Source organism: Dinghuibacter sp., from assembly GCF_035492835.1.
GTDB lineage: Bacteria > Bacteroidota > Bacteroidia > Chitinophagales > Chitinophagaceae > Dinghuibacter.
The window spans coordinates 1-8,007 of sequence record NZ_DATJIY010000236.1 but is presented as its reverse complement, the minus strand read 5'-3'; the positions used below and the strand labels follow the sequence as shown (position 1 = coordinate 8,007).

The window sequence follows — 8,007 nt, the reverse complement described above, 5'->3', positions numbered from 1 at the left end:
CCAGAGATAGAGGAGATGACCGGGTTCGAATTCGATGATCCAAAGGTCGCCCTCGCGCGCGTGCTCCATGGCCAGCGCGGTCCGCAACGCGGTTACCGCTGTGACGGTTATGGTGGTGGTCAAGGCTTTGTCGATGGCGAGGACCTTTTGTTTCCGGCGGTGTTTTGTGATGAAGAAGGCTATGGGGACGTAGCCGACGATGGCGAAGGCGGAGGCGCTGAGCAGGGCGAAGAGGCCGAAGAAGCCCTGCTGTTGTTGCCGGCTCATCAGGTGGAGGAAGACTTCACCGGCTATCAACAACGCGAACAACCAGTAGACCTTCACCGGCAGGCGTACGGGCTGGGCGAGCCTCCGCCTGTAGCGCTCCAGCAGGGCGCGCTCGTCGGGGTGGAGGGGTCGCTGGAGTGTCGTCATACTTTGGGTTCGCAGGCGTAGCCGAAGAGGCACCGCTCCTTTATGCTCGCCGCGACCTCCGCGGGGACGTATTCTTCCCAGCCTTCGGCGCCCTGTTTGATCATGGAGAGGACCTTGTCCGTCTGGACCTGGAGGTTGCGTTCCTGGTAGTGGTGGATGTCCTCGATCTTATTGTTGGCGATGAGGTAGCGGTAAAGGTCGACGAGGTGGTGCGGCGGGTTGAAGCGGAGACAGTTGTAGATAACGCCCGCGCGTAGGGTCGGATAGATGAAGAGCTTGACCTTGCGGCTGAAGAGCGTGGCGAAGGCCTCGAGGATGCCCCCGGTCAGCTCGTGGTAGTGCTCCTCGGAGAAGATATACTCAAGGTTGGGATAGCCCATCACCACGCCCATCTGGTGCTTGGTGATCTTGGACAGGTAGGCGACGAGCTTGTAGTATTCGAGGAAATTGGAGATGAGCACGGTCTGCCCCAGCGCGCCGAGGATGTCCACGCGGTCGAGGAAGTCCTTTTCATCGATCTCGGCGGCGGGGTCGGCGTCCCGCTCCTGGAGGGCCTGGAGGGTCAATTCCGCGACGACGACGACGTTGTCCTTGTCGACGTCCGGCTCCTGGAGGAACTGGCGGACGCCGGTGTTGAGCATGTCCATGTGCACGTTGATGACCGGGCGAAAGCGGCCGCGGATCACCAGGATGTTCTTTTTATACAGGTGCTCCGAGGGCTGCAGGTTCTTGCCGTCGGGGCCGAACAGCGCCGCGTCCGAAAAACCGAACTTGACGAGGTGGAGGCTCATCAACCGGTTGTCCACGTTCCGGAAGTCGGGCCCTTCGAACCGGATCATGTCGATCTGGACGACATCCCTGGAGAGGTTGTCCATCAGCGACTGCAAAAAAATGGTGGGGTGCGCGTTGTAGAAATAACAGGCGTAGATCAGGTTTACGCCAAGGATACCCACCGTATTTTGTTGCAAAACATTATCGTTGTCCAATAATTTGATGTGGATGACGACGTCGTTGTATTCTCCGCCGGGGGTCAGCTGGAAACGCGCGCCCATCCAGCCATGGCCCTCATTGGTCTTGTAATAGTTGAGCGCGGACATCGTATCGGCGAAGGCGAAGAAGGTGGTCTTGTCGCCCCTTTTTTCCTGCAGCCGCTCGATCAACAGCCCGTATTCCTTTTCCAGCATGGATATCAGCCGGGTCTCGGTCACGTACCGTTTGCTGGGTCCGTAAATGGCGTCGGAAAAGGTCATGTCGTAAGCCGACATCGTTTTGGCGATGGTGCCGGAAGAGGCGCCCGCCTTAAAGAAATACGCGGCCACGTCCTGGCCGGCGCCGATCTCCGCAAATGAGCCATAGATCTGGGGATCGAGGTTGATCGCTAGAGCCTTTTGCTTGGTACCCAGGTCCTTGTTATAGATGACAGTGCTCATAAAGGGAGTTCACAGGATTCCCGGGCAAGGTACGATTTATTATCCCTCTCCCCAACACGTGATCACCAGGTGCCGGCTACCGCCGTGGTTGCGGTGCTCGCAGAGATAGATACCCTGCCATGTGCCGAGGTTCAAAGCGCCTTTGCTTACGGGTACCAGCACCGAGCTTCCGAGCAGCGCGGCCTTCAGGTGCGCGGGCATATCATCCGGGCCTTCGTCGGCGTGGACGTAATCGGTGTCATTTTCGGGCGCGATCTTGTTGAAGTACGTTTCAAAATCGCGGCGCACCGTCGGGTCGGCGTTCTCGTTGATCGTCAGCGATGCCGAAGTGTGCTGGATAAAGACCTGGCAGAGGCCCTTGCCGATCTCGCCCAGCCCTGGAGCCGCGCGTTCGACCTCATACGTTATAAGGTGGAACCCGCGGCGCCTGGGCGGCAGCGTGAGCGTGTATTGGAACATCTTCATACCTTCCGTGAAGGTACTATTTTGTGCGGATCATGAGGTACATGGTGATGGCGTCCTTGTACGTGCTCATGGCAGCGGCATCCGCTTTGAGCCCGTCCATGTTACCGAGTATCTCCAGGTTGTCGGTGACGACGCCCTTTTCCCTGAGCACGTCTTCGGCGCGCGACGTGTATTCCGCAATGGTGTCCTGCGGTTCCTTGAATTTCCCCGAAAGGCTTTGCAGCAGCTTATCCATCTGCGCTACCCTTTGGTCCGTGGTGTCGATGTGATCCACGATGGCCAGTTTTTGGGCGGGCGTAAGGGTCTTTGCGGGGTCGGGCGTGCCACAGGCGGCCAGGAGCAGGAGCGGGGCGGCAAGGAGGAAGGGTTTCATTGATATGGATTTAGGCGGTAAGATAGGGGTTTGGAGCGGGTTGTGCAATCCGTGAAAACACCCTATTTACCCGGGACCGCGGCCAATTGGCTTACCGGAACATCCGTACCATCCGCTCGAGCGCCCCCGGGGCGTGCATCCAGGCGGTTTGGTCGAGGGTATCGGCGGTGGTGGCGGCGGCGCGGGGGAGCATGGCGGATTCGTAGGCGGCGATGGCTTGTTGTGCGTCGGGGTTATGGGTCAGGTGGGTCGCCAGCTGGAGCGCGTCGAGCATCGCCATGTTGACGCCTTCGCCGGCATAGGGAGGCATGAGGTGGGCGGCGTCGCCGATCAGGGTGATGTTGGGGTGAGCGGGCCAGGATTGGTCGAGGGGCATGTAGTAGAAGGGGCGCGGGGTCAGCGGGCCCTTGTCGAAAAGCTCGAGCCAGACGGGGTCCCAGCCGGGGAAGGTTTGTTGGAACCAGGCGCTGCCGATGCCGGTGAAGTTTGCGTTCCCTGGCGCCGCGAACGCGGCATAGAAGGCCAGGCTGCCGTCGCCCTTGGCGCCGACGATGAGGGTTTTTGAGTCGGCGAGGGCAAAGACCTTACCGCCGTTGACCAGCGCGCTCATGCGCGGCGCGCCTTCGTAGGCGGCGCCCTCGACGGCGGCGTAGCCGGAATAGATGGGCTTGATCGGGGTGACGTAGGGACGCAGGCGGGAGTTCGCGCCGTCGGCGACGACGACGAGGTCGGCTTCGGCGGCGGAGCCGTCCTGGAAGTGCAGCGTCCAGCCGGCGCCGATAGGGGTCAGGGAAACGCACTGGCGGTTCCAGGCGACGGTATCGGGTTTTAATGAATCGAGCAGCAGGTCGCGGAGCGGGCCGCGGTCGATCTCGGGGCGGTCGCCTTCAAAGGCGTCTTCGTAATGGACGCGCGCGTCGCGGTCGACAACGCGCATGCGGTCGGCGCCGGGGCGGTAAGCGGCGTTGAAGGCGTCCATCAGACCGGCCGCGCGGAGGGCGGCCAGGCCGGTATCCTGGTGGAGGTCGAGGGTCGCGCCCTGCACGCGGACGCCGCGGTGGGTATCGCGCTCGTACACCGTTACGTCAAAATTATTCACCTGCAGCAGGCGGGCCAGGGTAAGGCCGCCGGGGCCGCCGCCGGCGATGGCGATCTTTTTCATATGGTTATTCCTTTAATGGCGATGGCGCAGGCGGCGCGGACAACGGTCTCGGGTATGCGCTCGCTGTGCTCGATGTATTCCTGTACGAGGTCCGTCAGCGGCGCGAATAACAGCGCGCGTTGCGCCTCGAAAGGGAGAGGGGCGATCTTTTTTCCCTCCGTATGCCGTCGCAGAAAACGATGGATCGGCGCAAAAAACTGCCCCTCCTGTATGTTCCTTTCGCGGAATGCCTTGTTCAGCAGTGGCGAGGACTTCCCGTATTGCATCAGCGCAAAGCCCGCCGGGTTGGCCGCCAGGTAGCGGAATCCGTTCAGCCAGAGCGTCTCCACGCCCTCGGCGAAACCCATATCCTCACTAAAACCTTCCAGGATCGCCTTTTCATAGGAACCGAGGACTTCGTCGATGAACAGTTTTATGAGCAGGTCCTCCTTGTTCTCATAAGTCAGGTAGATCGTCCGCGGCGACACGTTTGCGGCCTTGGCCAGCTTTTGCATGCTGAGGTTCTCCAGGCCCTCCTCGGAGATGATCCGGAGGGCGACCGTGCGGATGGCAGTGGCTTTTGCGGGGTTTTTGGGGCGCATGGGGCAAAGATAAGTAAACGTTTATTTACTAACAAATCTTTAGTCGTCCGCACGGAGCTGGCCATTGGTCACCGGTCCCCGCCCAAACGTCAACAAAATTACCCGTGCCGTCGCCGGCGCCGTAGGTTCGACCCATGAAACGACTACTCTATATCGACAACCTCCGCTGGACGATGATCATGCTCGTCGTCAGCATGCACGCCGCGGTGACCTATAGCCACATCGGCAGCTGGTATTATATGGAAAACGCACCCGTAAGCCCCGCGGAAAAAGCGGTTTTTGGCACCTACCAGGCGACCCTCCAGTCCTTTTTCATGGGGTTCCTTTTCTTTATCGCCGGGTACTTTGTCCCCAGGGCATACGATACGAAAGGGCCGTGGAGGTTCCTCAAAGACCGCGGCTACCGGTTGGGGCTACCGCTGCTGCTCTATATGTTCGTCATCCAACCGGTAGCCGTGTGGTGTGTCTCGTCCTTTGGCGGCGAGACCGTGTTCCCCAATGGATTCCTGCAGGGCTACGCGCACTATATAACGAGCGGCCGGTGGATCGGTGGCACGGGACCGTTATGGTTTTGCGAAGCGTTATTGATCTTCTGCGTTGGCTATGTGGCGGTGCGGGCCTTTGGCCGGGTAAAAACGGTACTCCCGGGCAAAAAAACGATCTGGCTCTTCATTGGCGCGATCACCGTCTGCACCTTCGCGATGCGTTTGCCCTGGCCCGTAGGCACGGACTTCTACAACTTGCAGTTCTGTTATTTCCCGCAATACATTTTCTTTTTCTCCGCCGGCACGCTAGCGTATAGCGGGGGTTGGCTGGACCGGCTGGAAAACGGCCGGTTTTGGGGCCGTACCGCCCTCTTCCTCGGCTTGTCCTTCTGGGTGGCCATCCTCGTGCTCGGCGGCGCGATGAAGGGACACGTGCCCTACTACCAGGGCGGGATGCACTGGCAAAGCCTCGGGATGTCCTTTTGGGAGTCGATGATGGGCGTGTCGATCTCGATCTGGCTGCTCCAGACCTATAGGCGACGCTGTGACCGGCAGGGACGGTGGGCGAGGTTTTTCTCCGCCAATGCCTTTGCCGCGTACGTTTTCCACGCGCCCATCCTGATCGCCCTCAGCCGCTGGATGAGTCCGCTGGCGATGCCGCTGCCCCCGAAATTCCTCTTGTTGACGGTCGCGGCTATCGCGGTGAGCTTTGCGGTTTGTGCGGCCGTTTTCCGCAAATTACCCTTGTTGCGGCGTATATTGTAAGCATGAAAGCCCTGTTGCCGCTAGCCTTTCTTTTTATGCAAATCACCGAGGCCCAAACACCGGATAGCGTCCGGCTCCGCCAAATCGTCAACCGCTGCCGGACCGTGATAAACACCAACCCCGATTCGGCGCTGGTGTATGGCCAGCAGGGGCTGACACTGGCGCAGCAATTGCACGACGACCCCTCCACCGGTTTGTTGCTCGGCGCCCTGGGGCGAGCGTACCTCGTCAAGGGGGATCTGGTCAAAGCCCGGGGGTTCATCAACCGTTATTACGAGCTGGCGCAAAAGGACAACGACGCCAAGGCCCTGGAGCGTTCGCTGGTATTCCTGTCCGCCGTGGACCAGCAACAGTCGAACGTCCCCGCCTCGTTCGACGACCTCTACAAAGCGCTGGCCGTGGCCGCCAGGATCGACGACACGGCCTTTATGGAGATGGGTTTCACCAACATCGCGGTCATGTTCTTCAACCAGGAAAATTATCCAAAGACCCGCGAGTTTGCGCAAAAGGCGCTGGACGTGGGCGTGAGCTTGCACTCCGTGGATCACTTTTTCTCCGTCACCAAGATATACGAGACGCTCGGCGCGATGTACTACAAGGAGGACAGCCTGCCGCAGGCGGCGGCGGAATACAAGAAGGCGCTGCAGCTGTACCAGGACAACCACTACCCGATGGGCGTGGCGACGATGTACACCCAGCTCTCGAACACCACGCCCTATGATTTCGCCGCGACCCTCGACTACGCGTTCAAGGCAAAGGCCATCTGGGACACGCTCGCGCCCAACAACATGTACGCGGTCATGAACCTCGGCAATATCGGTATCGCCTATGCGCGGATGGCCCACCGCGGTTCGAAGGAGTCCCTCCCGAAGGCGGATACCTTCCTGTCCCGCGCCGCTGCCGCGGCCACCGAAGAGAACAGGATCGGTTTCCTGGATTCCCTGGCGTGGGTCAAATCCATGGAAGGCGACTACCGTAACGCCTATGCGCGGTTGCGGCAGCGGAACGACGTCTACGATTCCTTTTATTCCCAGGAAAACAAAAACAAAGTCGCCGCCATAGACGAGAAATACCAGGTCGAGCTGCGCGACCGCCAGATCGAGGCCGAACAACAGGCCCTGGCCGCCCAACGCCGCCAGCGCTGGTTCCTGGTCGGCGGGCTGGTGCTCCTCGGCGTCATCGGGCTCCTGCTGTGGCGGCAGAGTATCCTCCGCGAACGCAACAACCGGCTGCTGGCCGAAGCCAACGAGAACAAGACCCGCTTTTTCAATATTTTAAATCACGACCTCCGCGCCCCCGTGGCCCGGCTGATCAGTTTTTTGCAGCTCCGCCAGATGGCCCCGGAGCGCGCCGATGCCGCCCACGAGGCGCGTCTCCAGGAAAACGTGGAGCGCCTGCTCGAAACCATGGAGGATCTATTACTATGGAGCAAGGGGCAGATGCAGCACTTCCAGGCGTCGCCTACGGTGCTGTCGTCGGCGGAGCTTTTCCGCGGGCTCTCGGAATATTTCGGGGGCGCGGCCTCGTTGCGCTTCGAAGGCGAGGGGACCGTCTTTGCCGACGAGCACTACCTGAAGACCATCATGCGCAACCTCACCAATAACGCGCTCAAGACCGGCGCCGATGTCGTGTGGAAGGCCGGTCCCGGCTGGCTTTCGGTTACCGATAACGGTCCGGGGGCAACCGCGGAGCAGCTCAAGGCCCTCTGGGACGAAGCCGCCCCCGTGGGTATCCGCAGCGGCCTGGGGCTGCACGTGGTACGCGATCTCGCGCGGGCCATCGATTGCAAGATAACGGTGTCGTCGGCGCCCGGGGCGGGGACCACGTTCCTCCTGGAGCTACCGGCCGCCACCCGCGCCTAGGACGCCGGCTACTTTTCGAGCCCGACCTGCGGACAATAGCCGGCGCGGATGGCGTTGACGGTCGAGGCGGGGGTCAGTACGCGCATGGGGCGGTCCGTTTCGCCGCTTCCCATCGTGGGGACCACGGGGTCGCCGTAGCCTTCGGGGGACCACTTTCGTAGCAGCCCTTTATACAGCAGGTGCGGGGTGTTTTGGAAAACCACGAACGTGCCATCGGGCAACGCGTCGATGGGCTCTTCATGCGGCCCGCCGGTGCGTTCGGCATGGAGCACTTCGTCAATTTGACCGATGGGCGTCTTCATGGTAAAGCCATACTCCGGGTTGCCCGCGATCCACGCCGCCTTGAAGCGGTTGAAGTCCTCGCGGCGGCACTCGGCGCAAGGGCGGTGACCCGCGGAAAGGGCGGTGGCCTCGTCGAGGAAAAAAAGTTCGGTGTACTGACCGGGCGCCATCACCGGCCGGTGTCGGCC

General features: G+C 60.9%; 9 protein-coding genes. 2 read left to right on the top strand and 7 right to left on the bottom strand.

What is annotated here, in order from left to right; genetic code table 11:
* The 6 genes from VL547_RS21595 to VL547_RS21570 all read right to left on the bottom strand — a co-directional run.
* On the bottom strand, nucleotides 1-414 hold a 414-nt coding region (locus VL547_RS21595), incomplete at its 3' end, for a hypothetical protein (protein ID WP_325581896.1).
* Nucleotides 411-1,844: a hypothetical protein gene (locus VL547_RS21590; protein ID WP_325581894.1), complete on the bottom strand. Its 1,434-nt coding sequence runs from the start codon at nucleotides 1,842-1,844 to the stop codon at nucleotides 411-413. The genes VL547_RS21595 and VL547_RS21590, both read right to left, overlap by 4 nt.
* Nucleotides 1,845-1,883: 39 nt before the next feature.
* Nucleotides 1,884-2,303: a secondary thiamine-phosphate synthase enzyme YjbQ gene (locus VL547_RS21585; protein WP_349255544.1), complete on the bottom strand. Its 420-nt coding sequence runs from the start codon at nucleotides 2,301-2,303 to the stop codon at nucleotides 1,884-1,886.
* A gap of 22 nt (nucleotides 2,304-2,325) precedes the next feature.
* The gene (locus tag VL547_RS21580) at nucleotides 2,326-2,682 is read right to left on the bottom strand and encodes a hypothetical protein (RefSeq protein ID WP_325581890.1); all 357 of its coding nucleotides are present in this window, start codon (nucleotides 2,680-2,682) and stop codon (nucleotides 2,326-2,328) included.
* Between the two features lie 91 nt (nucleotides 2,683-2,773).
* Nucleotides 2,774-3,844: an NAD(P)/FAD-dependent oxidoreductase gene (locus VL547_RS21575; RefSeq protein ID WP_325581888.1), complete on the bottom strand. Its 1,071-nt coding sequence runs from the start codon at nucleotides 3,842-3,844 to the stop codon at nucleotides 2,774-2,776.
* Nucleotides 3,841-4,425, bottom strand: a complete 585-nt coding sequence (locus VL547_RS21570) for a TetR/AcrR family transcriptional regulator (RefSeq protein ID WP_325581886.1) — start codon at nucleotides 4,423-4,425, stop codon at nucleotides 3,841-3,843. The genes VL547_RS21575 and VL547_RS21570 overlap by 4 nt, the downstream gene beginning before the upstream one ends.
* A 134-nt stretch (nucleotides 4,426-4,559) precedes the next feature.
* On the opposite strand from VL547_RS21570, the gene VL547_RS21565 reads away from it, so the two are divergent.
* Both VL547_RS21565 and VL547_RS21560 read left to right on the top strand, forming a co-directional pair.
* Nucleotides 4,560-5,675, top strand: a complete 1,116-nt coding sequence (locus tag VL547_RS21565; RefSeq protein ID WP_325581884.1) for an acyltransferase family protein — start codon at nucleotides 4,560-4,562, stop codon at nucleotides 5,673-5,675.
* 2 nt (nucleotides 5,676-5,677) lie between these two features.
* The gene (locus VL547_RS21560; RefSeq protein ID WP_325581882.1) at nucleotides 5,678-7,537 is read left to right on the top strand and encodes a tetratricopeptide repeat-containing sensor histidine kinase; all 1,860 of its coding nucleotides are present in this window, start codon (nucleotides 5,678-5,680) and stop codon (nucleotides 7,535-7,537) included.
* A gap of 8 nt (nucleotides 7,538-7,545) precedes the next feature.
* Here VL547_RS21560 and VL547_RS21555 read toward each other — a convergent pair.
* Nucleotides 7,546-8,007, bottom strand: a 462-nt coding sequence (locus VL547_RS21555) for a hypothetical protein (protein WP_325581880.1), incomplete at its 5' end; no start/stop codon positions are given.